Origin of the sequence: Vibrio sp. 10N.222.48.A3 (genome assembly GCF_041475345.1) — a bacterium.
GTDB classification, from domain to species: domain Bacteria; phylum Pseudomonadota; class Gammaproteobacteria; order Enterobacterales; family Vibrionaceae; genus Vibrio; species Vibrio tasmaniensis_A.
The window spans coordinates 1-870 of record NZ_JBFRVX010001132.1 but is presented as its reverse complement, the minus strand read 5'-3'; the positions used below and the strand labels follow the sequence as shown (position 1 = coordinate 870).

The window sequence follows — 870 nt, the reverse complement described above, 5'->3', positions numbered from 1 at the left end:
TTCAGTGTTACGTATGTACACGCCCGGTGAAGAGGTAAGAACAGATAAATGGAAATCGACACCATTTACTAAGGTCAAAAAATCCACGATAAAGTGATGACTTAAATCGCCTGTTTAAGGTTTTGTTTATAATCGATTAATGCCAGCTGCTATGCCGCTGGCATTTTTTATTGAGCGAAACTTGCTTCGAAATAGGCGTTAAATGCTCAGAACTGTAGAATAAAATAGGGCATACTGGACTGAATATATAAACCAAAGAAAGTAACCACGCGCATGAATCCGATCTGCCTCAACGACCCTTTTTCTCTTCCTAATGGCCAAGTGATCAAAAATCGCCTGTTCAAATCGGCAATGAGTGAACAGCTAGGTGATAAACATCATAACCCTAAGCAAGGTTTAGTCACGCTTTACCAGCGTTGGGCTCAAGGAGGAATTGGCCTATCCATGACGGGCAACGTGATGGTCGATAGAGGTGCGCTTGGTGAACCTAAAAACGTTGTGTTAGATGAGCACAGTGACTTAACCGTATTTCGTGAGTGGGCGAGTGCCGGAACACAGAATGGTTCGCAGATATGGATGCAACTGAATCACCCAGGTAAGCAAATCCCTAAATTCTTATGTGATAGCCCAGTTGCCCCTTCAGCTATCTCTTTAGAGCGCGGATTAGAAAAAGGCTTTAATACGCCACGAGCTCTGACTGAGAAGGAAATAATTGCAATCATTGATAAATTCGCGCTGAGTGCAAAGCTTTCAAAACAAGCGGGTTTTACCGGTGTGCAGATCCACGGTGCTCATGGTTATCTCGTGAGTCAGTTTTTGTCTTCGAGACACAATCAACGCCAAGACAAATGGGGTGGTTCACTCGAAAAC

At 43.7% G+C, this 870-nt stretch carries 1 pseudogene; it reads left to right on the top strand.

The features are described from left to right. Nucleotides 1–273: 273 nt before the first annotated feature. Nucleotides 274–870 (top strand): annotated as a pseudogene (locus AB4653_RS24355) (NADH oxidase); the annotation flags it as partial.